This window comes from Bordetella genomosp. 7 (genome assembly GCF_002261265.1).
Classification (GTDB): Bacteria; Pseudomonadota; Gammaproteobacteria; order Burkholderiales; family Burkholderiaceae_B; genus Bordetella_A.
Window position 1 is genome coordinate 1,009,484 of the sequence record NZ_NEVK01000003.1, and the last position, 22,009, is coordinate 1,031,492.

Genomic DNA, 22,009 nt, shown 5'->3' on the forward strand with positions numbered 1-22,009 from the left:
TTCCTTGTTATCGAGTCGAAGGACTGGTGCGGGCGGCGATTACTGCGCCGACAGGTCGGTGCCGAAATACTTGACCGATATATTCTTGTACGTGCCGTCGGCCTTGATGTCGGCCAGCGCCTTGTTGATGGCGGCCCGCAGCTCCGGGTTGCCCTGGCGGATCAGTACGCCCGATTCGCTGAATTCGGCGCTCTTGTCGCTATCAACTACTTTGACCTTGGCGCCCGGCTTGTGCTTCTTGAAGTCCAGGAATGACAGATTGTCGTTGATGGTGGCGTCAACGCGTCCGGAAGTCAGCAGGTCGATGCTTTCATTGAAACCCTGCACCGCAACCACCTGGGCGCCGTATTTCTGGGCCAGCTTGCCGAAGTTGCTCGTCAGCGTATTGGCCGAACGCTTGCCCTTCAGGTCGTTGAAGCTCTTGATGTCGTTGTTGTCTTCGCGCACGATCAGCACCGCTTGCGAAGCAATGTACGGATCCGAAAAATCGTACTTGGCTTTGCGCGCTTCGGTAATGCCGACCTGGTTGATGACGGCGTCGTAGCGCTTGACGTCCAGGCCTGCGATCAGGCCGTCCCACTTGCCCTCTACGAATTCGGCTTTCACGCCCAGGCGCTCGGCGATGGCGCGGCCGATCTCGACGTCGAAACCGGTCAGCGCGCCGGAAGCATCGTGGTAGGTGAAAGGGGCGTAGGTGCCTTCGGTGCCGATCTTGATGACGCCGGCGGACTTGATGGCGGCCAGATCGTCCGCGGCCTGGGCGCCGACGGCGACGCTGAGTTGCAGCAGGCCGGCCAGCAGGATGGAACGTAGCGGTTTCATGTGGGTGCTCCAGTGAGTGTCGTCATTCGAGCGGGGGCGGCCTTGTGAGCTGCCCACGCTATTGAGAAAGCACTGTAACAAGCCGCCTATTTTTCCACAAAGCATGAAGAATCTTAAGAATATTGCTTTTGGAAATATGGCAGACAGAGGCAAGCCGCGCGCCGCAGGCGCCTGCCTTCAACGCGCGCGCAGCAGCCGCAAGCCGTTGGCCACCACGAGCAGGCTGGCGCCCACGTCGGCAAACACGGCCATCCACAGGGTGGCGTGGCCGGTTACGGCCAGCGCCAGGAACACTGCCTTGATGCCCAGCGCGAGCGCGATGTTCTGGGTCAGGATGCGGTGCGTGGCCCGCGACAGCCGTACAAAGTGCGCGATCTTGCGCAGGTCGTCGTCCATGAGCGCTACGTCGGCGGTTTCGATCGCGGCGCCGGTGCCCGCGGCGCCCATGGCAAAGCCGATGTCGGCGCGCGCCAGCGCGGGGGCGTCGTTGATGCCATCGCCCACCATGCCGACTTTGCCGCTCTTGCCCAGCTTTGCCTGCACCGCTTGCAGTTTGTCCTCGGGCAGCAGCTCGCCATGCGCTTCGTCGATGCCGGCCTGCGCGGCGATGGCCTCGGCCGTGCGCGCGTTGTCGCCGGTCAGCATCATGGTGCGCACACCCAGCTGGTGCAGAGCGGCCACGGCCTCGGCGCTGCCGGGCTTGAGCGTGTCGGCCACTGCCGCCACGGCAAGCGCCCGCGTGCCGTCGGTCAGGGCAATGGCGGTCTGGCCCTGTTCTTCGTACGCCTGCATGCGGGCCTGAAGGTCACTGGTTGCCACGCCCAGCTCGCGCATCAGCCGCAGGTTGCCCAAGTGCAGTGTGGTGGGGCCGATGCGGCCGCGCACGCCGCGCCCGGGCAAGGCAGCGAAGTCCTGCACGTCGAGCAGCGGTTGAGGCGTGGCCGCCGCCGCATGGGCCTGCGCCACGGCCCTGGATACCGGGTGGTCCGACCGGGAAGCCAGGCTCGCCGCCATCAGGGCGGCCGGGTGTTGCGCGTGTTCGCCAAGAACCTGTACCTCGGTGCATACCGGTTTGCCATGCGTCAGCGTGCCGGTCTTGTCCAGCGCCAGCCAGTCGAGCTTGCGGCCGTCTTCCAGGTACACGCCGCCCTTGATCAAGATGCCGCGGCGCGCCGCGGCGGTCAGGCCGCTGACGATGCTGACGGGCGTAGAAATGACCAATGCGCAGGGGCAGGCGATGATCAACAGCGCCAGGGCGCGATACACCGCGTCCAGCCAGGGCTGGCCCCACAGCAGGGGCGGCGCCACGGCCACCAGCAATGCCAGCACGACCACAATGGGCGTGTAGATGCGCGAGAAGCGGTCGATGAAGCGCTGTGTGGGCGCACGGGCGCCCTGGGCCTGCTCGACGGCATGGATGATGCGCGCCAGGGTGGTTTCACCGGCCGCGGCGGTCACTCGGTAGTCGAACGATCCGTGCGCATTCACAGTGCCGGCGTACACGGCGTCGCCCACGGTCTTGTCCACGGGCAGGCTTTCGCCGGTAATGGCCGACTGGTCTACGGCCGAGCTGCCTGCGGCGATAGTGCCATCCGCGGCAATGCGTTCGCCGGGCCTGACCCGCACCCAGTCGCCATGCCCCAGCTCGGTTACCGGCACTTCAGCCCAGGAGCCGTCGGCCTGGCGTGCCGTGGCCACTTGGGGCGCCAGATCCAGCAGGCTGCGCACCGCGTTGCGCGCGCGGTCCAGCGCGCGGGCTTCGATAAGCTCGGCCACGTTGAACAGGAACATCACCATCGCCGCCTCGGGCCACTGGCCGATCAGCACTGCGCCCGTGACGGCGATGCTCATCAGGGCATTGATGTTGAGGTTGCCGTTGCGCAGCGCGATCCAGCCCTTGCGGTATGTGCCCAGCCCGCACGCCAGGATGGACGCGATGGCCAGGATGGCCGGCAATGCCCAGGGCAGCGCCGTGAAATGGGCAGCCTCGGACAGCGCGGCCAGCACACCGGCCGCGGCCAGCATGTAGCGCGCCCGCCTGGGGGCCGTGGCGGGCGGGGGAAGGGCGGCGTCTGCGTCTTCGGCCATGACTTCAGGCGTCATGTCCAGCGACCGGATGGCTTGCAGTACCGCATCGAGCGTGCCTTCGCCATGCACCACGGTCAGCACCCGCTGCATCAGGTTGAAGTGCATGTCTTCCACGCCCGGGAGCTGCGCCAGTTTTTTGCGGATCAACGTTTCTTCGGTGGGGCAGTCCATCTGTCCGATGCGCAGCCGCGCCAGTCGCTGCCCGGGCCCCGCGCGCAGGAGCGCGGGGCCCGCGGGTGGCGATGCGTGGCGGTGGTCGTGCCCGTGCGAGGCATCGTGGCCGTGGTGTTCTTGCGCGTGGTCATGCACGCAGCTGGCAGCCTTATCGGAAGAAGAGGACGGCATCGGTGGAGTCGGGCCTTGGTCAGATGAACCCACATTCCACACCCTGGAGTTACTATAGGGTCAAGCGCGTCCGGTTTTTCGCGGGGCGCGCGGCGTTTTATGGAGGTAAGCCATGAAAATCGGTGAACTCGCCAAAGCGGCCGGTACGACGGTGGAAACCGTGCGCTATTACGAAAAGGAAGGCTTGTTGCCGGCGCCGGGCCGGGGCCTGAACAACTATCGCACCTACAGCGACGCGCATGCGGAGCGGTTGCGGTTGATACGCAACTGCCGCGCGCTGGACATGACGCACGAGGAGATTCGCGCCATTCTGCAGCTGGCCGACAATCACGGCGCGGGGTGCGGACCCATCAACGAACTGTTCGATGAACATATCTCCCACGTGGACGCGCGTATTGCCGAGCTGACGCAATTGAAGGCGCAGCTGATCGACCTGCGCCGGCGCTGCCTGTCGGCGCGCCCCGATACCGATGATTGCGGCATCCTGCATGGCCTGTCCGAAATGCAGGTGGACGAGCGGCCCGAACGCCACACCCATCTGGGTTGAATGGCGCCACCGCCCCGGCCACGCGGGCGAGACGATGACCTTGAACAGTGCGGGGGGATACGGGCCAGAGCGGGCCCGCCCGCGTATGATGAGAATGTTTCTCGACTAGATAAGAATAGTGCTTTCCATGACAGCAACTCCTTTGCATGCCTTGACTTCCCGCAGGTCCATGAAGTTCTTGCGCGCACCGGCGCCCAAACAAGAAGAGCTGGACCAGATCCTGCAAGCCGCCATGAGCGCGCCCGACCACGGCAGGTTGCGCCCCTGGCGTTTCGTGCTGATCCGCGGCGAGGCCATCGCGCGCCTGGCCGATATTGCCCTGGACGCCGTCAAGCGCAGCGGCGACCCGCGCATGACGCCCGAAAAAGAAAAGTCGGTGCGGCAGTGGATGAGCGAGGTGCCCCTGTTTATTGGCCTTGCGCACCAGATCCACCACGACAATCCCAAAGTGCCCGAGCAGGAGCAGTTGCTGGCCACCGGCGCTTCGGTGATGAACATCCTGAATGCCACGCACATGCTGGGCTACGGCGCGTTCTGGAGCACCGGCATGGGCACTTACCTGGAAGAAGTGCAGGAAGCCCTGGGGTTGGATTCCCTGGAATACCGCTTCCTGGGCTTTCTGGCGATAGGCACCCCGGCGTGCGCCGTGCCCCAGGTCGAGCGCCCGGATTATCGCGAATTCGTGACGGAGTGGACGGGGGCCTGAGCCCGACCGGAAGTCGTAGGGCTGCATAGGCGCGGGAAGGTGTCTGACACCCTTCGGGAGTCAGACACCGGTGTGTTCTGGCGTAGATGGGTGCGGCGGGTGTCTGCGGCAGGTGTCTGCGGCAGGTGTCTGACACCTTTAGGTGTCAGACACCGAGGTGGAGCTTCAGGCGGTTTCGCGCAGGATGCGTTCCGCTTCTTCGCGCACGCGGTCCGGTGCGGTGCCGCCGATGTGCTTGCGCGCGGCCACGGAGCCTTCCAGCGTCAGCACCGAATGCACATCGTCGCCGATGCCGGGATGGTAAGCCTTGAGATCGGCCAGCGGCAGGTCGGCCAGGTCGCAGCCGCGCTGCTCGCAGTCGCGCACGGCATGCGCCACGACTTCGTGCGCATCGCGAAACGGCACGCCTTGCTTGACCAGGTAGTCTGCCAGGTCGGTCGCGGTGGCGAAGCCCTGCAGGGCGGCAGCCCGCATGTTGTCGGGCTTGACTTTGATTCCCGAGGCCATGTCGGCAAAGATGGTCAGCGTGTCGCGCAGCGTGTCCACGGTGTCGAAGAGGCCTTCCTTGTCTTCCTGGTTGTCTTTGTTATAGGCCAGGGGCTGGCCTTTCATCAGGGTCAGGAGCGCCATCAGGTGGCCTGTGACGCGGCCGGTCTTGCCGCGGGCCAGTTCCGGCACGTCGGGGTTCTTTTTCTGGGGCATGATCGAGCTGCCGGTGCAGAAGCGGTCGGCCAGGTCGATGAAGCCCACGCGCGGGCTGATCCACAGCACCAGCTCTTCCGACAGGCGCGAGATATGCGTCATGATCAGCGCGGCGGCGGCGCAGAACTCAATGGCGAAATCGCGGTCGGAAACGGCGTCCAGCGAGTTGCGGCACACGCCGTCGAAACCCAGCGTGCGGGCCACCCGCTCGCGGTCGATGGGGAAGGTGGTGCCCGCCAGCGCCGCAGCCCCCAACGGCAGGCGGTTGACCCGCTTGCGGCAATCGGCCAGGCGCTCGGCGTCGCGGCCGAACATCTCGGCGTAGGCCAACAGGTGGTGGCCGAAGGTCACTGGCTGGGCAACCTGCAAATGCGTAAAGCCCGGCATGATGGTGGCGGCGTTCTCGAGCGCCACGGTGGCCAATGCATGGCGCAACTGGCGCAGCAGGTCGAGCAGGTTGTCGATCTCTGCGCGCAGCCACAGGCGGATGTCGGTGGCCACCTGGTCGTTGCGCGAGCGACCGGTGTGCAGCCGCTTGCCGGCGTCGCCCACCAGTTCCACCAGCCGTTTCTCGATATTCAGGTGCACGTCTTCAAGGTCCAGCAGCCACTGGAAGCTGCCGGCCTCGATCTCGTCCAGGATCTGGGCCATGCCGCGCTGGATGTCGGCCAGGTCCTGGGCGGGGATGATGCCTTGCGCGGCCAGCATGTCCGCGTGCGCCAGCGAGCCCTGGATGTCGTAGCGGGCCAGGCGCTTGTCGAAATCCACCGAAGCGGTATAGCGCTTGACGAGTTCGGAAACCGGCTCGGAGAACCGGGCGGACCAGGCTTGCGCCTTGTTGGCGAACTGGTTTTGATCAGGTTGGGGTGTTTTTGCCATGATGGCGCGATTATAGAGGGCGTGCAGCCGGCGTGTCCGCAACAATGGGCGCCTGTCCGCTGCTGTCGCGGCCACATGTTGGATAATTCGGGCGACGCCATATACAGGGAGCCGGCTCGTGGCAATGCATTGGGAAAAGTTGGTGGTCCGGCTGGGGGAATACGTGCCCACCCAGCCGTGGGCGCAGACCCTGGTCGGAATCGGCGCCCTGATCCTGGCTGCGCTGATTGCGCAATGGGTGGGCGCGCGCATCGTGCTGGCCTGCGCACACCGGCTGTTGGTGCTTACGGGCCGCGAAGACTGGGACAAGGCCTTGCGCCGGCGCCGCGCGTACCAGAATTTCTGGTACGCGGTGCCCTTTGCCGTGGTGTCGCTGGGTATCGGACTGGTGCCGCACGCCGAGCGGGCGGTGGCCACCGTGGGCCGGCTGGCCCAGGCTGGTGCATGGATATGTATCTTCATGGCCGTCAGCGGCGTGCTGAGCGCCTGGCAGGACACGTATTCCGCCACCACGCGCGCGCAGACGCGGTCCATCAAGGGGTATATCCAGATCAGCAAGCTGATCCTGGTGGCGATCTGCACCGTGCTGGTGCTGTCCATCCTGCTCGATCGCTCGCCGCTGTGGATGATTTCCGGGCTGGGCGCCCTGTCGGCGGTGCTGTTGCTCGTGTTCAAGGACACGCTGCTGTCGCTCGTGGCCAGCACCCAGCTCACATCCAACGACATGCTGCGCATCGGCGACTGGATCGAGATGCCGCAATCCAACGCCGACGGCTTTGTGCGCGATATCGCGTTGCATACCGTCAAGGTGCAGAACTGGGACAACACCGTCACCACGGTGCCCACGTACAAGCTGTTTTCCGAAAGCTACCGCAACTACCGGCACATGTTCGAATCGGGCGGGCGGCGCATCAAGCGCACCCTGCGCGTGGACGCCACCAGCGTGCGCTTCCTGAACGATGATGAAGCCGAGCGGCTGATGCGCTTTCGCCTGCTGCACGACTATCTCGCTGCCAAGCAGACCGACCTGCGGCAGGCCAACAGCGCGCTCGAGGCCGAACTGGCGCAATTGCCGGCCAACCGCCGCCGCCTGACCAACATCGGCACGTTCCGCGCCTACGCGCTGGCTTATCTGAAGCGGCATCCCGAAATACGCCAGGACATGTCGATGATGGTGCGGATGATGGAACCGCAATCAGATGGCATACCGATAGAGGTGTATTGCTTTACCGCGCTGACGGCCTGGGTCGAATATGAACGTATCCAGGGCGACGTGTTCGACCACCTGCTGGCGATCCTGCCGGAACTGGGCCTGCGCCTGTATCAGCAGCCCTCGGGGGCCGACATTGGCGCGGTGGGGCAGGGCCTGGGCCAGGCGCTGCGCCACGACCTGGCGCGCGAACGCGCGCTGGCCGCCGGCCCCGACGCAGGCATGCGATAATTTTCTGTCTGAATCCAACCGATCTGGAACCTTCTTCCATGAGCGCCGCCCGGGTAGCAATCGCGCAAATCAACGCCTATGTGGGCGATATCAAGGGCAACATGGCCCGTGTGTTCAAGGCCGCGCAGGCGGCCCACGCACAGCAGGCCGATGTGCTGGTCACGCCAGAGCTGGTGCTGACCGGCTACCCCCCCGAAGACCTGCTCCTGCGGCCGCACTTTGTCGAAACCCAGCAAGCCGCGCTGGACCAGCTGCGCCAGGACACCGCCGGCATGGCGGGGCTGCACCTGCTGGTGGGCCACGTGGCGGCGCGCGAAGGGCGGCTCTACAACGCCGCCACGGTGCTGTGCGAGGGCCGCGTCGTGGGGGTGTACTGCAAGCGCGAGCTGCCCAATTACTCGGTGTTCGACGAGCAGCGGTATTTCGCGACGGCCGACCAGCCGCTGGTGTTCCAGGTCAAGGGCGTGCGGTTCGGGGTCAACATCTGCGAAGACATCTGGTTCGACCGCGCGCCCCGCGCTGCCGCCCAGGCGGGCGCGCAGGTGCTGCTGGTGCCCAACGCGTCGCCCTACAACGTCGGCAAGCAAGACGAACGCCTTGCCGTTGCGCAGCGCTGCGCGCAAGACACCGGCTGCGCTGTCATCTACGCCAACATGGTGGGCGGGCAGGACGAACTGGTGTTCGACGGTGCGTCTTTCGCGCTCGATGCGCAAGGCCAGCCGGCCGCGCGCCTGCCCGATTACGCCGAAGGGGTCAATGTGGTCGAGGCCGACGCCAGCGGCGCCATACGGCCCGTGTCGCGCCACGCGGACGTCGCCCCGTACTGCCTCGAAGAACAAGTCTGGAACGCCCTGGTGCTGGGCGTGCGCGACTACCTGGGCAAGAACGGCTTTCCGGGCGCCATCATCGGCTTGTCGGGCGGCATCGATTCGGCCGTGGTCCTGGCGGTGGCCGTCGACGCGCTGGGCGCGGCCAACGTGCGCACCGTGATGATGCCGTCGCGCTATACGGCCGACATCTCGCAGTCCGATGCCACCGATATGGCCCAGCGCCTGGGCGTGCAGCACGACGTCATTGCCATCGGGCCCGCGGTGGACGCCTTCGATGCCATGCTGGCGCCGCAGTTCCAGGGGCTGCCCGTGGATGCCACCGAAGAAAACATCCAGGCCCGCGTGCGCGGCACGCTATTGATGGCGATGTCCAACAAAATGGGGCATCTGGTGCTGACCACCGGCAACAAGTCCGAACTCACCACCGGCTACTGCACCTTGTACGGCGACATGGCGGGCGGGTACGCCGTAATCAAAGACGTGCCCAAGACCCTGGTGTACCGGCTTGCCGAATGGCGCAATCGTGACCGCGAAGTCATACCGCGCCGCATCATCACGCGGCCGCCGTCGGCCGAATTGCGCCCCGACCAGACCGACCAGGACAGCCTGCCGCCGTACGATATCCTCGACGGCATCATGGAACGCTACATGGAACGCAACCAGTCGGCCGCCGAGATCGTTGCCGCGGGCTTTCCCGAGGCCGCGGTCGAGCAGGTGGTGCGGCTTATCCGAATCAACGAATACAAGCGCCGCCAGGCGCCTCCGGGCCCGCGCATCACGCCGCGCGCGTTCGGGCGGGATTGGCGCTATCCTGTCACCAACGGTTTCCGCGAAAAACCCTGACCGCTCGCCGCCCTTCGATTTACACCAGGATCACATAACGTGAAACAAGTCACTGCCATCATCAAACCGTTCAAGCTCGACGAAGTGCGCGAAGCGTTGGCCGAGGTCGGCGTAAGCGGCCTGACGGTCACCGAAGTCAAGGGGTTCGGCCGCCAGAAAGGGCACACCGAACTGTATCGCGGCGCCGAGTACGTGGTCGATTTCCTGCCCAAGATCCGGGTCGAGGTGGTGCTGGCCGACGACATGGTCGAGCCGGCCATCGAGGCAGTGATCAAGGCGGCCCGCACGGGCAAGATCGGCGATGGCAAGATCTTCGTCACGCCCGTCGAGCAAGCCATTCGCATCCGTACCGGCGAAACCGGCGAGCAGGCGCTGTAACGCTGGCGGGCCAGCGCCGCGGGCCAGCGTTGGCGTCAGGCGGGCAGCGGCTGCATGCGCTGGCGGAACATCGCCAGGCTCTGGGAGCAGATTTCGCGCGTGATGTCCTGGCGCGCATGATCGCGGCGTTCAAGCATGCCCAGGCTGCGGGCGGGGTGCCCGGCCTCGTCGGGCAGCGGCAACACACGCAGATCTGCGCTGGCGGGCCAATTCGCGCCATTGAGCAGGGGTAGCAGCGTCACGCCCACCTCTTGCCGCACCAGCTCCACCAGAGTCTCGATGGCGTTGAGCTCCAGGAAGTCGTTGACCACCACCCCCAGGCGACGCAATACCCGGTCGATCTGCCGGCCGGTGCGCTGCGTGCGATCGAACCGCAGGAACGGGTTGCCGGCCAGCACGGCCAGCGCGTCGTCGCCAGCCGCCGCAGGCGAGGCCACGACCACCAGGGGTTCTTCATATAAAGGCGTCCAGTGCGTGCTGGCCATTTTGCGCCGGCTTTCCACGACGAATGCCGCGTCCAGGTCGCCCGCCTCGACCTTGCCGGCCAGTTCGCTGGCCTTGCCCGACAGCACCCGCACGTCCAGGCCGGGGTGCTGGCGTTTCATGCTGGACACCACCTTGGCCAGCGGTCCCATGCACGACACCACGGCGCCTATCGACACCGCGCCGGCCAGTTCGCCCGGCGAGCCGCGCGGCAGCTTCAGGCGGTCGTACATATCCACCAGGTGCTTGATGTCGGGCAGCAGTTCGCGCCCGGCGGCGTTCAGGATGGCCAGCCGCCCGCTGCGGTCGAACAGCTCGCGCCCCAGTTCGGCTTCGAGCGAGCGCATCTGGAAACTGATGGCTGCCTGGGTCAGCGCCACCTGCTCGGCCGCCTCGGAAAACGAGCCGTGGTGCGCCACCGCCAGGAAGCTACGCAGGTAGCGTATGTTTCCCATAAAAGTATTTTGTATGTTAAATCAAATAATCAAATTGATTTAATTAGACCACAAGAGTAAGTTCGTTGGTCTTTGCTTGTATTTCTAACTTGAGCCCACCGCCATGAAGACTTTTGACTGGAACAACCCCTATCCTTCGTTCCGGATCCCGCTGTTTGCCCGCAATGTCGTGTCCACGTCCCACCCGCTGGCGGCGCAGGCCGGCCTGCGCATGCTGCTCAAGGGCGGCAACGCGGTAGACGCGGCAATTGCTGCAGCGGCGACCATTGTGCTGGTCGAACCCGTTTCTTGCGGCCTGGGCGGCGATTGTTTCGCCATCGTCTGGGACGGCAAGGAACTGCATGGGCTGAATTCCTCGGGCGTGGCGCCCGCCGCCTGGAACGTCGAGTACTTCAAGCGCAAATATGGCGTGGGCCCGGACGGCCTGGCCAAACAGCCCAAGCGCGGCTGGGATGCCGCCACCGTGCCCGGCGTGGTAGCCGGCTGGGCCGCCCTGCACGAAAAATTGGGCAAACTGCCGTTTGCCGACCTGTTCGAACCCGCCATCGAGATCGCCGAGCGCGGCTACGCCGTGCCGCCGGTGGTGGCGCACAAGTGGGCCGCCGCCGCCGACGAGCTGCGCGACCAGCCGGGCTATGCGCAGGCGTTCCTGCCCAATGGCCGCGCGCCCAAGCCGGGCGAGCACTTCCGTATCCCGGATGCGGCCTATACCCTGCGTCGCATCGCCGCCAGCAAGGGGCGCGATTTCTACGAAGGCGAGATCGCCGAGAAAATCGCCGCGTTCAGCAAAGAATGCGGCGGCGCCATGACGCTGGACGACCTGCGCGGCTATCGCCCCGACTGGGTCAAGCCCATCTCGAAGTCGTACCGCGGCTATGAACTGCATGAAATCCCGCCCAACGGGCAAGGCATTGCCGCCCTGATGGCGCTGGGCATCTGCGAACATTTCGACCTGCAGGGCATGGGCGTCGATTCGGTACAGTCGCAGCATGTGCAGATCGAGGCCATGAAACTGGCCTTTGCCGACCTGTACAAATACGTGTCCGATCCGCGCACCATGGATGTCACGCCGCAACAGATGCTGTCGGACGACTACCTTGCCAGCCGAGCCAAGCTCATCCGCCTGGACGGCGCCACGCAGTTCGAGGCGGGGCGCCCGCACGCCGGCGGCACGATCTATCTGACCGCCGCGGACGAAAACGGCATGATGATCTCGTTCATCCAGTCCAACTACATGGGTTTCGGTTCGGGCGTGGTCGTGCCGGGTACCGGCATCAGCCTGCAGAACCGCGGGGTCGGGTTCTCGATGGATCCCAAATCGCCCAACGTGGTCCAAGGGGGCAAGCGGCCCTTCCACACCATTATCCCGGGCTTCCTGACCCGCGGCGGGCAGCCGGTGATGAGCTTTGGCGTCATGGGCGGCGACATGCAGCCGCAGGGCCACCTGCAGACCGTGATCCGCATGCTCGACTACCACCAGCAGCCGCAGGCGGCGTGCTGCGCGCCGCGCTGGAAGGTCAACCGCGATTTCTCGCTGGACATCGAGTCGTCGATGAATCGCGAGACGGTCGAGGGCCTGCGCGCGCTGGGCCACGCCATGAAGTCGGTGGACGATCCTTATATGGATTTCGGCGCGGGCCAGTTCATCTGGCGCATGCACGAAAGCGACAATGAACTCGGCTATGTCGCGGCCAGCGACAGCCGCCGTGACGGCCAGGCAGTTGGTTTCTAAGCAGTACCATGGCATGCTGGACCGGCGCCGCGCCACGGCGCCGGCCTCTTGCCCATAACATTCACAAGGGAAACAGCACATGAAGCTCAGGTACTTCAAGCTGGGGGTGTGCGCTGCTCTGCTCGCGGCAGCGTCTACCGCCACCTATGCCCAGCACATCCGCATCGGCTTGCAAGAAGACCCCGATGTTCTCGACCCTCATCGCGCCCGCACTTATGTCGGGCGCATTGTTTTTACCTCGCTGTGCGACAAGCTGGTCGATGTGAACGAGAAGCTGCAGTTCGTGCCGCAGCTGGCCGAATCGTGGTCCTGGAACGACGACAACACCGTGCTGACGTTCAAGCTGCGCGCCGACGCCCAGTTCCACGACGGCACGAAGTTCGATGCCGCCGCGGCCAAGGCCAACCTCGAGCGCGCCATGACGCTGAAAGAAAGCATGCGCAAAGGCGAGCTGGCGTCGGTGGCCAAGATCGACGCGCCCGACGCGCAAACCCTGGTGCTGACGCTCAAGCAGCCCGACGCCACGCTGCTGGCCTCGCTGTCGGACCGTGCGGGCATGATGCTGTCGCCGGCCATCTTCTCCGACGACGTGGGCGCCGTAGGCCGCAAGCCCGTGTGCTCGGGCCCGTACCAGTTTGTCGAGCGCGTGCAGAACGACCGTATCGTGCTCGAGAAGTTCGACAAGTACTACAACGCGCAAGACTACGCTTTCAAGCGCGTGACTTTCCTGCCGATTCCCGACAGCACCGTGCGCCTGTCCAACCTGCGCGCGGGCGGCCTGGACATTCTTGAGCGCATGAACCCGTCCGACGCCCAGCAGGTCAAGGCCGACTCCAGCCTGCAGTTCGCCAGCGTATCGGGGCTGGGCTACCAGCAGTTCTACTTCAACGTGGCCAATGGCGAACGCGCCAAGACCAATCCGTTCGCCGACGAGCGCGTGCGGCGCGCCTTCGAGCTCACGCTGGACCGCAACATCATCAACGAAGTGGTGGGCGGCGGCATTTTCGATCCGGCCAACCAGCCGTTTCCCCCGGCCAGCCCGTACCATAGCGACAAGTTCCCGATTCCCGCGCGCGATGTCGCCAAGGCCCGCGCCCTGCTGAAAGAAGCCGGCAAGGAACAGGTGCAGGCCGAGCTGGCGTTCGGCAACAACACCACGACGTCGGCCATCGCCGAGATGGTGCAGGCCATGGCCGCTGAAGGCGGCTTCCAGCTCAGGCTGCGCCCCACCGAGTACGCGGCCCTGCTCAACGAAGCGCAAAGCGGCAACTTCGAACTGCTGATGCGCGGCTGGTCCGGCCGGGTGGACCCGGACGGCAACATCTACCAGTTCGTGACCTGCAAGGGCGCGCTGAACGACGGCCGCTATTGCAACCCCGAGATCGACAAACTGCTGAACGAAGCCCGCACCGTTCCGGACGAAGGCAAGCGCAAGGCCATCTACGATAAAGTCCAGGAAATCCTGCAGGCCGACGCCCAGGCCGTGTATATCTATTACCAGCCATGGCCTTTCGTTCTGGCCAAGAAGGTCCAGGGTTTCAAGCCGTACCCCGATGGCATGATCCGCCTCAGGGGCGTGTCGTTCGCCCAGTAAGCCGGGGCGGTCGCGCGCGCCAGGGGCCGTGCCGTCGAGCACGGCCCATTGCGTTTGGCGCCGGCCGCCTGTTACCGGATTTCCAGGTCCTGCCTATGTTCAAAATCATCTTGCGCCGCGTGCTGGTCGCGATACCGACGTTGATCCTGGTATCGCTGATTGTTTTCATGCTGCAGAAAATCCTGCCGGGCGACCCGGTGCTCACCATGGCGGGCGAAGAGCGCGACCCGGCCGTCCTCGACTATCTGCGCGATAAATACCGGCTCAATGATCCCTTGCCGGTGCAGTATGGCGCGTGGGTCATGCAGGTGCTGCAGGGCGACCTGGGCAAATCCCTGCGCACCGATGTGCCGGTTACCCAGCTGATCGCCCAGAAACTGCCCGTGACGCTGCAGCTGGCCGCCATGGCCATGTTCTTTGCCCTGATCATCGGCATACCCATGGGCATCCTGGCCGCCGTCCGCAAGGGTACCGTCACCGAAATGGGTGCCAACGTGGCGGCCCTGTCCGGGATGTCGATTCCCAACTTCTGGCTGGGCATCCTGCTCATCATGCTGGTGTCCGTGAAATGGCGGTTGTTGCCCGCGTCGGGCTACGTCTCGCCCTTTGAAGATTTCTGGATGTCGATGAAAACCATGTTGATGCCGGCACTGGTACTGTCTACGGCCATTGCGGCGTATCTGATGCGGCATACCCGCTCGGCCATGCTGGAGGCGCTCAGCGCCGATTATGTGCGAACCGCGCGGGCCAAGGGAGCGTCGCCGCGCAGCGTGGTATTGCGCCATGCATTGCGCAACGCGCTGATGCCCATCGTCACCCTGGTCACCTTATTGTTCGGTGAACTTCTGGCGGGCGCCGTGCTTACCGAACAGGTGTTCACCATTCCAGGCTTCGGCAAGCTTATTGTCGACGCCGTCTTCACCCGCGACTACGCGGTCGTGCAGGGCGTGGTGTTGTGCGTGGCGGTGGGCTTTATCATCATGAACCTGCTGGCCGACATCCTGTATATCCTGGTGAACCCCCGCTTGAGGCACGCATGAGCGCACATACTGTTACGGCGGCGACGCCCGCCATGCCGCCCCGCAGCCGCAACCGCGCCTGGGGCAAATTCAAACGCAATCGCGTGGCGTTGCTGGGCGCCGCCATCGTTCTTGCGGTGGTGGTGCTGGCTGTGTTCGCGCCCTGGCTGGCCACGCACGACCCCCTGCAAACCAGCTTCATGTCCATCCGCAAGCCGCCGTCGGCGGCGTTCTGGCTGGGGTCCGACGAGCTTGGCCGCGACATCTACAGCCGCATGCTGTACGGGGCGCGCGCCTCGCTGATGGCGGGCCTGGTGTCGGTGCTGATCGCCATGGTGGTGGGCGTGCCCTTCGGCCTGGTGTCGGGCTATTTCGGCGGCTGGATCGACAGTGTGGTGTCGCGCTGCACCGAGGCGCTGCTGGCAATTCCCTTTCTGATCCTGGCCATCGCGCTTGCCGCTTTCCTGGGCCCCAGCCTGACCAACGCCATGATCGCCATCGGCGTCTCGGCCGCGCCCAAGTTCATCCGCCTGGCGCGCGGACAGGTACTGGCCGTCAAGAATGAAGACTATGTACAGAGCTCGCGGGCCCTGGGGGCGTCGGATGCGCGCATCGTCCTGCGCCACATCCTGCCCAACATCATGCCGCCGCTGATCGTGCAGGCCACTATCACGATCGCCACGGCCATCATTGCCGAAGCCAGCCTGTCATTTTTGGGCCTGGGCCTGCAGCCGCCCAATCCATCATGGGGCTCGATGCTGAATACGGCCAAGAACTTCATGACCCAGGCGCCGTGGATGTCCATTTTTCCGGGGTCGGCGATTTTCCTGGCCGTGCTGGGTTTCAACCTGTTGGGTGACGGGTTGCGGGACGCGCTCGATCCGAGGCAAGACAAGTGAACGCGATGACTAGCATGGATGCCAACAAAGTCGTGCAGGTACAGGGCCTGACAGTACGCTTCAACACCCCCGAACGCGTGGTCGAAGCCGTGCGTGACGTGTCTTTTCATGTCGACCGGGGTGAAACGCTGGCCATCGTGGGCGAGTCGGGCTCGGGCAAGTCGGTGACCTCGCTGGCGCTGATGCGACTGGTGGAGTATGGGGGCGGGCGCATTGTCGGCGGCGAAATGCGGCTGCGGCGGCGCAACGGCGAAGTCCTCGACCTGGGCCGCGCCGACGAGAGCGCGCTGCAGCGTGTGCGAGGCGCCGACGTCGCCATGATCTTCCAGGAGCCCATGACCTCGCTGAACCCCAGCTTTACTGCCGGGGATCAGATCGCCGAGGCGCTGCGGCTGCACCAGGCAATGGACGCCACGGCAGCCCGTGCGGAAACCCTGCGCATGCTGGAACGCGTGCGCATTCCCGAGGCGCGCGCCATTCTCGACCGCTACCCTCACCAACTGTCGGGCGGCATGCGCCAGCGCGTGATGATCGCCATGGCGCTGTCGTGCAAGCCGCAACTGCTGATCGCCGACGAGCCCACCACTGCGCTGGACGTCACTATCCAGGCGCAGATCCTGCAGTTGATCCGCCAGCTGCAAGAAGAAATGGATATGGGCGTGATTTTCATCACGCACGACATGGGCGTCGTGGCCGAAGTGGCCGACCGCGTGCTGGTCATGTACCGCGGCGACAAAGTCGAAGAGGGTGGTTCGGACGAGATTTTTGCGCAACCCCGTCACGCTTATACGCGCGCGTTGCTATCGGCCGTGCCACGGCTGGGCGCCATGCGCGGCACCGATCATCCCGCGCCATTTCCGCTGCTGCGCGTAGAAGACGCGCAGGCAGGCGCCGCGCCGGATAGCGGGCCGGCGCCGGTTGATACGGTGCGCCGCGACCAGGGGCCGGTGCTGCGCGTGAAAGACCTCATCACCCGCTTTGATATCACCGGTGGCGTTCTTGGGCGCGTGCACAAGCGGGTGCATGCCGTCGAACGCGTCAGTTTCGACCTGTACCCCGGCGAAACGCTGGCACTGGTGGGCGAATCGGGCTGCGGCAAGACCACCACCGGCCGGTCATTGCTGCAACTGGTAAAGAGCCAGGGCGGGCGCATAGAGTTCGACGGGCAGGATATCGGCGCGCTGCGCGGCTCTGCCATGCAACACTTGCGCCGCCATATCCAGTTCATTTTCCAGGATCCGTTCGCGTCGCTCGACCCGCGCATGACCGTGGGGCATTCCATCATGGAACCGTTGCTGATTCACGGGGTGGCCAAGGGCCGCGAAGCCCAGGACCGGGTGCGCGGGCTCATGGAAAAGTGCGGCTTGTCGCCCGACATGATCGACCGCTACCCGCACGAGTTCTCCGGCGGGCAGCGCCAGCGCATTGCCATCGCACGCGCGCTCGCCTTGAACCCCAAGGTGATCGTGGCGGACGAATCGGTGTCCGCGCTGGATGTCTCGATCCAGGCGCAAATCGTCAACCTGCTGCTCGACCTGCAGCGCGAGCTGGGCGTGTCGCTGCTGTTCATCTCGCACGATATGGCGGTGGTCGAACGGGTCAGCCATCGGGTCGCGGTCATGTACCTGGGGCAGATTGTCGAAATCGGCCCGCGCCGTTGCATCTTCGAAAACCCGCAACACCCGTACACGCGCAAGCTGATGGATGCGGTGCCCATCGCCGATCCCCGGCGCCGCCACCGCGCGCGGTCGCTATTGGTCGACGAGATTCCCAGCCCGGTGCGCAAGGTGGGCGACGAACCCGCCGTGGCGCCGCTGGTGCAGGTAGCGCAAGGCCACTACGTCGCGCGGCATCCGGTGGGCGTATACACCTGAGGCATACGACGGCGGGAGGCGGCCGGCACGGGTATCATTAGCCCTTTTTCGCGGTCGTCCCCGCCGGATTTTCCATGGCCTTGCGCGCAACCATTTATAAAGCCGAACTGCATGTCGCTGACGGCGACCGTCACTACTACGGCACGCATGGCCTGACCGTGGCTCGCCATCCGTCCGAAACCGACGAACGCATGATGGTGCGGTTGCTTGCCTATGCGCTGCATGCCCACGACGGCCTGGCATTCACCAAGGGACTGAGCGACACCGACGAGCCCGACATATGGTTCAAAGACCTGACCGGCGCGATCGATTTGTGGGTAGAGGTAGGCCAGCCCGACGAACGCCGCATTCTCAAGGCATGCGGACGCGCCGGGCAGGTTGTGGTGTACTGCTACGGCGGGCATGCCAGCACGGTGTGGTGGGAAGGCGTGCGCAACAAAGTGGCGCGGGCCCGGAATCTGCGCGTGGTGAATCTGCCGGGGGACCAGACGCGCGACCTGGGATTGCTGGCAGAGCGATCCATGGACCTGCACGTCAATGTGCAGGATGGCGCCGCGTTCGTCACAGCGCCTCGGGGCGAGGTAACGGTCGAGCCCCAGGTCTGGCGCTAGGCCGGATGGTGTTCCACTGCCGTCCAGAAGGCCGGCAGAAAGCATTCGGCCACCAACAGCGGTTGACCCAGTCTCCAGAAGGCCGAGCGGCGCGCCCATAAAGCGCCCGACCGTGGATCGGCCTGTACGCCGCGCGCCGTGGCATAGAAGGGCACTGGCCAGGCCAGGCGGCGGCACACAAAGGGCGAGCGCTCGATGGTGCGGTCGTGGTACAGCATATCCGCCAGAGGCCGGGTGCTCAGGCGTCGCATGCCCTGCCACGTGCCATGCGAGGCCGCCAGCGGCGTCAGGCTGCGCGCCACCACGCTGTCGACGCCATCGACCGACATCAGTATTTCGCGCACCCAGACAGGGCTGGCCGGCGCCATGCCCATTCCGCGGGCTTCGTCCGCGGGCGCGCCCTGGGCGTACTCGCGCAGCACGCGCAGGTGCACCTTGCCCAGCTTGCGCAAGCCGGCGGTAAGCGCGCCGGGGCGCATCAGCCAGTATTTGTGGGCGGGAGACAGTGAAGGAGGAACGGCCGGCAGCCAGCCGGGGGCCAGGGGTGCAAAAGCTTTCATGGCGCTAATTATGCCAAGAGCCGGCATGGCGCATGGCCCGTGCCGTGAAATAATCCGGGGCTGCGCTCACGGCGATAATGCAATATATGGAAAAAGTACGAATTTCAAAGTTGATGGCCGAGCGGGGCATGTGTTCCCGCCGCGAGGCCGACAGCTATATCGAGCGCGGCTGGGTCAAGGTCGATGGCGTGGTTGTGTCGGAACTCGGCGCGCGTGCGTATCCCGGCCAGAACATCACCCTGGAGCGTGCCGCCCGGGCACAGCAGACGTCGCGGGTAACCGTTCTGATCAATAAGCCCGTGGGCTACGTGTCCGGCCAGGCAGAAAAAGGCTACCTGCCCGCCATCGCCCTGGTCGATGCCTCGTCGCGCTATGCGCGCGATCGCTCGCCGCTGCGGTTCAGCCGCTCCCACCTGCAGGGCCTGGCCGTTGCCGGGCGGCTGGACATCGATTCGCAGGGCCTGCTGGTGCTGACCCAGGACGGCCGCGTCGCACGGCAGCTCATCGGCGAAGATTCCGATATCGACAAGGAATATCTGGTCCGCGTCACCGGACGGCTGGACGAACGCGGTCTTGCCTTGCTTAATCATGGGCTGAGCCTGGATGGCAAGCCGCTGCGGCCCGCGCAGGTGGACTGGCAGAATGCCGACCAGCTTCGCTTTGTGCTGCGCGAAGGCAAAAAACGGCAGATCAGGCGCATGTGCGAACTGGTCGGCCTGAAAGTCGTGGGGCTCAAGCGGGTGCGTATCGGCCGGGTGAAACTGGGTGACCTGCCGCCGGGCCAATGGCGTTATCTGCGCGAAGACGAGCGCTTCTAGCAGCCTGCGAGCTGTTTCAGTCGATTTCGGGCGGCTGCCTACTGCAGCAGCGGGGCGTTATGCTGGGGCGCCAGCCCGCCGTCGCGCAGCCGCTCCACCAGGAACTCGATGAATATCCGGGTCTTGGCGGGCAAGAGCCGCGTGTCGGTGACCGCATACACCGGAAAGGGCCCGGCCTGCCAGCCGGGCAGCACGCGTTGCAGGCGGCGCTGCTCCACATCCTGGCGCACGCTGCGCGCCGGCGCCAGAACCGCGATGCCGGCGCCCAGCGATGCCAGGCTGCGCACCATGGGCACGCTGTTGGCCGAAAACCGCTTGCCGGGCGTGATTTCCAGGCGCTCGTCGCCGCGCGACAGCGGCCACCGGGTAACTTTGCCGTCATGGGCGCGGAACTCCAGGCACTCGTGGCGGGTCAGGTCATCCGGGTGGCGCGGCGCGCCATGTCGTTGCAGATATTCGGGCGACGCATACAGGTAGGCCGGCAGCAGGCCCAGCAGCCGGGCGATCTGGCTCGAATCGGGCAATTCGCCGATTTCGATCGAGATATCGCAGCGCTGGAATACCCGCCCGGCGTGCTCCGGGCTGGCCAGATCAAGGTAGAACGTCACTTCGGGATAGCGTTGAGAGAATTCCATAAAAACTTCGGCCAGGAAGTCGGTGCCAAAGTCGGCCGGCATATTCACCCGCAATGGGCCCGATGGGGTTTCAACCAGCTTTTGCAATTCTTCGTGGGCAACTTGCGCCTCGGACACGATGCGCTGGCATCGCTCGAAGTAAAGCAGGCCGGCATCGGTGAGTTCGACGCGGCGGGTCGTGCGGCTGAGCAACCGCAGGCCCAGCGAGCGTTCCAGTTCGGCCACCTGGCGCGAGACGGTCGATTTGGGTACCCCCAGGTTGGCCGCCGCCCGCCCGAAATTGCAGGTTTTGGCCACTTCGACAAAGAACTCCATACCTTGCAGCCGCTTCATGGCGGGTGGCTCCCCTGCGCAACAACAGTGACGTTCGATTATCCCATATATGGGATGAAGATTTCGCGCCTGGCCTCTTTGTTTCTGAATTGGGATAAAGCAAAATCCCAGCTTTCGCGGCCGCCGACACGCTTTTCATGGCGCGCCGCGCATATCAATCATTGGGACGGCGCCGGCCATGCATCGGCGCTGCCGGCAATGCACAGTTGGAAAATCATATGAAGAACAACAAGAGAATGCGGCGTGGCGCCGCGTTGATCGCGGCCTTGGCCGCTGCGCTGGCGGTGGCCGGATGCGGCAAGGATGCCGACCCGCCAGCTGCTGGCAAACCGCAAGTGGGCGTCGTGACGCTGACGACCCGACCCGTGCAGCTGACCACCGAGCTGCCGGGCCGCACAGCGGCCTTCCGGGTGGCGGAAGTCCGCCCGCAGGTCAGCGGCATCGTGACCAAGCGGCTGTTTACCGAAGGCGGACAGGTGCGCGCCGGCCAGCAGCTCTACCAGATCGACCCCGCGCTGTACCAGGCCAGTTACAACAGCCAGCAGGCCGCATTGGCGCGCGCACAGGCCCAGCTGAAAACCGCCGGCCTGCTGGTGCAGCGCTATAAGCCGCTGGCCGAGAGCCGCGCCGTGAGCCGCCAGGCCTATGACGACGCCGTGGCCGCGCGCGACCAGGCCGCCGCCGATGTGCAGGCGGCCAAGGCGGCGCTTGAAACCGCGCGCATCAGCCTGGTGTACACCAAGGTCCTGTCGCCCATCGACGGCATCATCGGCCGATCATCAATCACCGAAGGAGCGCTGGTTACGGCCAACCAGGCCGCGCCGCTGGCCTCGGTGCAGCAGATCGACCCGATCTACGTCGACGTGACGCAATCCAGCGTCGACCTGCTGCGGCTGAAGTCCGCGCTTGAAAGCGGGCTGCTGCAGCGCCAGGCGGACAAGGACTCCGCCCGCGCCACCCTCACTCTGGCTGACGGGTCGCAGTACGGCCACGAAGGCACGCTGCAATTCTCGGAAGTCACGGTAGACGAGGGCACGGGTTCGGTCACGTTGCGCGCCGTGTTCCCCAATCCGGACAACAAGCTGCTGCCGGGCATGTTCGTGCGCGCGCGCATTATCGAGGGCACGGTGCCCCAGGGAGTGCTGGCCCCGCAGCGCGGCATCACGCGCGACCAGCGCGGCCGGCCGACGGCGCTGGTGGTCAATGCGGAAAATAAGGCAGAGCTGCGCCTGTTGACGGTAGATCGCGCCATAGGCGACCAATGGCTGGTGACCAGCGGCCTGCAGGCCGGCGACAGGGTCATCGTAGAGGGCGTGCAGAACGTGCGGCCGGGCATCGACGTGCAGGCCCGGGAGTTCGACGCTTCGGGCGCGGCGCCCGCCGCCACGCCCGGCACGGCCAGCTAAGGAAACCGC

Annotated in this window: 19 protein-coding genes; 13 read left to right on the forward strand and 6 right to left on the reverse strand. The window is 65.2% G+C overall.

The genetic code is table 11. From position 1 onward, the window contains the following. Positions 1–39: 39 nt before the first annotated feature. Positions 40–822 (reverse strand): amino acid ABC transporter substrate-binding protein, encoded by a 783-nt coding sequence (locus tag CAL19_RS07115; RefSeq protein ID WP_094796369.1) that lies wholly within the window; start codon positions 820–822, stop codon positions 40–42. A gap of 177 nt (positions 823–999) precedes the next feature. Further along, positions 1,000–3,255, reverse strand: coding sequence for a heavy metal translocating P-type ATPase (locus tag CAL19_RS07120; RefSeq protein ID WP_094796370.1), 2,256 nt, complete (start codon positions 3,253–3,255; stop codon positions 1,000–1,002). A gap of 112 nt (positions 3,256–3,367) precedes the next feature. Between CAL19_RS07120 and cadR the strand changes: the two genes are divergently transcribed. Both cadR and CAL19_RS07130 read left to right on the forward strand, forming a co-directional pair. Continuing rightward, positions 3,368–3,802 carry a Cd(II)/Pb(II)-responsive transcriptional regulator gene (gene cadR / locus CAL19_RS07125; protein WP_026638140.1) on the forward strand — a complete coding sequence of 145 codons (435 nt, stop codon included), beginning with the start codon at positions 3,368–3,370 and terminating at the stop codon, positions 3,800–3,802. Between the two features lie 127 nt (positions 3,803–3,929). Beyond that, a complete protein-coding gene (locus CAL19_RS07130; protein ID WP_026638139.1) occupies positions 3,930–4,508 on the forward strand; it encodes a nitroreductase family protein in 579 nt (192 codons plus the stop codon). A gap of 165 nt (positions 4,509–4,673) precedes the next feature. On the opposite strand, the gene argH is transcribed toward CAL19_RS07130, so the two are convergent. After that, the gene (gene argH, locus CAL19_RS07135) at positions 4,674–6,089 is read right to left on the reverse strand and encodes an argininosuccinate lyase (RefSeq protein WP_026639717.1); all 1,416 of its coding nucleotides are present in this window, start codon (positions 6,087–6,089) and stop codon (positions 4,674–4,676) included. A 124-nt stretch (positions 6,090–6,213) separates the two neighbouring features. Here argH and CAL19_RS07140 point away from each other — a divergent pair, with 124 nt between their 5' ends. Genes CAL19_RS07140 through CAL19_RS07150 form a run of 3 tightly spaced genes read left to right on the forward strand, consistent with a single transcriptional unit; the run spans position 6,214 to position 9,581 of the window. Then, entirely contained in the window at positions 6,214–7,530 is a 1,317-nt protein-coding gene (locus CAL19_RS07140; RefSeq protein ID WP_094796371.1) for a mechanosensitive ion channel family protein, read from the forward strand. Between the two features lie 38 nt (positions 7,531–7,568). Further along, complete coding sequence (locus CAL19_RS07145; protein WP_094796372.1) at positions 7,569–9,203, forward strand: NAD+ synthase; 1,635 nt, start codon at positions 7,569–7,571, stop codon at positions 9,201–9,203. Positions 9,204–9,242: 39 nt separating this feature from the next. After that, positions 9,243–9,581 carry a P-II family nitrogen regulator gene (locus CAL19_RS07150; RefSeq protein ID WP_026639714.1) on the forward strand — a complete coding sequence of 113 codons (339 nt, stop codon included), beginning with the start codon at positions 9,243–9,245 and terminating at the stop codon, positions 9,579–9,581. 35 nt (positions 9,582–9,616) lie between these two features. Here the strand turns inward: CAL19_RS07150 and CAL19_RS07155 are convergent, their stop codons facing one another. After that, entirely contained in the window at positions 9,617–10,519 is a 903-nt protein-coding gene (locus CAL19_RS07155; RefSeq protein WP_026639713.1) for a LysR family transcriptional regulator, read from the reverse strand. Positions 10,520–10,622: 103 nt separating this feature from the next. Between CAL19_RS07155 and ggt the strand changes: the two genes are divergently transcribed. The 6 genes from ggt (at position 10,623) to CAL19_RS07185 (ending at position 18,248) form a co-directional block, all read left to right on the forward strand. Next, on the forward strand, positions 10,623–12,251 hold the full coding sequence (ggt, locus tag CAL19_RS07160) for a gamma-glutamyltransferase (protein WP_026639712.1): 1,629 nt from the start codon (positions 10,623–10,625) through the stop codon (positions 12,249–12,251). A 79-nt stretch (positions 12,252–12,330) separates the two neighbouring features. Next, positions 12,331–13,845: an ABC transporter substrate-binding protein gene (locus tag CAL19_RS07165; RefSeq protein ID WP_094796373.1), complete on the forward strand. Its 1,515-nt coding sequence runs from the start codon at positions 12,331–12,333 to the stop codon at positions 13,843–13,845. A gap of 95 nt (positions 13,846–13,940) precedes the next feature. Next, positions 13,941–14,885, forward strand: a complete 945-nt coding sequence (locus CAL19_RS07170; protein ID WP_026639710.1) for an ABC transporter permease — start codon at positions 13,941–13,943, stop codon at positions 14,883–14,885. After that, the gene (locus CAL19_RS07175) at positions 14,882–15,763 is read left to right on the forward strand and encodes an ABC transporter permease (RefSeq protein WP_026639709.1); all 882 of its coding nucleotides are present in this window, start codon (positions 14,882–14,884) and stop codon (positions 15,761–15,763) included. The genes CAL19_RS07170 and CAL19_RS07175 overlap by 4 nt, the downstream gene beginning before the upstream one ends. A gap of 14 nt (positions 15,764–15,777) precedes the next feature. Beyond that, positions 15,778–17,637 (forward strand): dipeptide ABC transporter ATP-binding protein, encoded by a 1,860-nt coding sequence (locus tag CAL19_RS07180; protein ID WP_026639708.1) that lies wholly within the window; start codon positions 15,778–15,780, stop codon positions 17,635–17,637. A gap of 74 nt (positions 17,638–17,711) precedes the next feature. After that, positions 17,712–18,248: a YaeQ family protein gene (locus CAL19_RS07185; RefSeq protein WP_094796374.1), complete on the forward strand. Its 537-nt coding sequence runs from the start codon at positions 17,712–17,714 to the stop codon at positions 18,246–18,248. Here CAL19_RS07185 and CAL19_RS07190 read toward each other — a convergent pair. Continuing rightward, a complete protein-coding gene (locus CAL19_RS07190; RefSeq protein ID WP_026639706.1) occupies positions 18,245–18,808 on the reverse strand; it encodes a chorismate--pyruvate lyase family protein in 564 nt (187 codons plus the stop codon). The genes CAL19_RS07185 and CAL19_RS07190 overlap by 4 nt on opposite strands. Positions 18,809–18,894: 86 nt before the next feature. Between CAL19_RS07190 and CAL19_RS07195 the strand changes: the two genes are divergently transcribed. Beyond that, complete coding sequence (locus tag CAL19_RS07195) at positions 18,895–19,626, forward strand: pseudouridine synthase (RefSeq protein WP_026639705.1); 732 nt, start codon at positions 18,895–18,897, stop codon at positions 19,624–19,626. Positions 19,627–19,664: 38 nt separating this feature from the next. Here CAL19_RS07195 and CAL19_RS07200 read toward each other — a convergent pair whose 3' ends face one another. Then, positions 19,665–20,594 (reverse strand): LysR family transcriptional regulator, encoded by a 930-nt coding sequence (locus CAL19_RS07200; protein ID WP_026639704.1) that lies wholly within the window; start codon positions 20,592–20,594, stop codon positions 19,665–19,667. Positions 20,595–20,812: 218 nt separating this feature from the next. Here CAL19_RS07200 and CAL19_RS07205 point away from each other — a divergent pair, with 218 nt between their 5' ends. Then, on the forward strand, positions 20,813–22,000 hold the full coding sequence (locus CAL19_RS07205) for an efflux RND transporter periplasmic adaptor subunit (RefSeq protein WP_094796375.1): 1,188 nt from the start codon (positions 20,813–20,815) through the stop codon (positions 21,998–22,000). Positions 22,001–22,009: the final 9 nt, after the last annotated feature.

Coding starts and splice junctions, on each gene's coding strand:
- CAL19_RS07130 (WP_026638139.1), top strand. CDS start 3,930: ATGACAGCAACTCCTTTGCATGCCTTGACTTCCCGCAGGTCCATGAAG.
- CAL19_RS07200 (WP_026639704.1), bottom strand. CDS start 20,594: ATGAAGCGGCTGCAAGGTATGGAGTTCTTTGTCGAAGTGGCCAAAACC.
- CAL19_RS07115 (WP_094796369.1), bottom strand. CDS start 822: ATGAAACCGCTACGTTCCATCCTGCTGGCCGGCCTGCTGCAACTCAGC.
- ggt (WP_026639712.1), top strand. CDS start 10,623: ATGAAGACTTTTGACTGGAACAACCCCTATCCTTCGTTCCGGATCCCG.
- CAL19_RS07180 (WP_026639708.1), top strand. CDS start 15,778: ATGGATGCCAACAAAGTCGTGCAGGTACAGGGCCTGACAGTACGCTTC.
- CAL19_RS07185 (WP_094796374.1), top strand. CDS start 17,712: ATGGCCTTGCGCGCAACCATTTATAAAGCCGAACTGCATGTCGCTGAC.
- CAL19_RS07170 (WP_026639710.1), top strand. CDS start 13,941: ATGTTCAAAATCATCTTGCGCCGCGTGCTGGTCGCGATACCGACGTTG.
- CAL19_RS07145 (WP_094796372.1), top strand. CDS start 7,569: ATGAGCGCCGCCCGGGTAGCAATCGCGCAAATCAACGCCTATGTGGGC.
- argH (WP_026639717.1), bottom strand. CDS start 6,089: ATGGCAAAAACACCCCAACCTGATCAAAACCAGTTCGCCAACAAGGCG.
- CAL19_RS07205 (WP_094796375.1), top strand. CDS start 20,813: ATGAAGAACAACAAGAGAATGCGGCGTGGCGCCGCGTTGATCGCGGCC.
- CAL19_RS07120 (WP_094796370.1), bottom strand. CDS start 3,255: ATGCCGTCCTCTTCTTCCGATAAGGCTGCCAGCTGCGTGCATGACCAC.
- CAL19_RS07190 (WP_026639706.1), bottom strand. CDS start 18,808: ATGAAAGCTTTTGCACCCCTGGCCCCCGGCTGGCTGCCGGCCGTTCCT.
- cadR (WP_026638140.1), top strand. CDS start 3,368: ATGAAAATCGGTGAACTCGCCAAAGCGGCCGGTACGACGGTGGAAACC.
- CAL19_RS07155 (WP_026639713.1), bottom strand. CDS start 10,519: ATGGGAAACATACGCTACCTGCGTAGCTTCCTGGCGGTGGCGCACCAC.
- CAL19_RS07195 (WP_026639705.1), top strand. CDS start 18,895: ATGGAAAAAGTACGAATTTCAAAGTTGATGGCCGAGCGGGGCATGTGT.
- CAL19_RS07165 (WP_094796373.1), top strand. CDS start 12,331: ATGAAGCTCAGGTACTTCAAGCTGGGGGTGTGCGCTGCTCTGCTCGCG.
- CAL19_RS07140 (WP_094796371.1), top strand. CDS start 6,214: ATGCATTGGGAAAAGTTGGTGGTCCGGCTGGGGGAATACGTGCCCACC.
- CAL19_RS07175 (WP_026639709.1), top strand. CDS start 14,882: ATGAGCGCACATACTGTTACGGCGGCGACGCCCGCCATGCCGCCCCGC.